This is a genomic window from Neisseria mucosa (genome assembly GCF_003044445.1).
Taxonomy (GTDB): Bacteria; Pseudomonadota; Gammaproteobacteria; order Burkholderiales; family Neisseriaceae; genus Neisseria; species Neisseria mucosa_A.
Map to the genome: position 1 here is coordinate 1 of NZ_POWX01000056.1, position 253 is coordinate 253.

Genomic DNA, 253 nt, shown 5'->3' on the forward strand with positions numbered 1-253 from the left:
GTGGGAAGCGGTCGATGTGTTTGGCAATCATGGCTTGGGCGGTTTGCCGGAAGAAGGTGCTCATGAGAAATCCCCTAAATGTCTTGGTGGGAATTTAGGGGATTTTGGGGAATTTTGCAAAGGTCTCTACCTGCACATACGCAGCCAACAGCGTACCGCAGATCATTACGGCATTTCCCGAACCCACCTGCGACGGTGGATACGCGCCTATCAAGAAGGCGGCATCGGCGCACTCGAACATCCCCAATCCAAA

1 protein-coding gene is annotated in these 253 nt (G+C 53.4%); it reads left to right on the top strand.

The features are described 5' to 3' along the window. Positions 1–130: 130 nt before the first annotated feature. A partial coding sequence (locus tag DBY90_RS13605; RefSeq protein WP_185952220.1) for a helix-turn-helix domain-containing protein occupies positions 131–253 on the top strand: 123 nt, incomplete at its 3' end.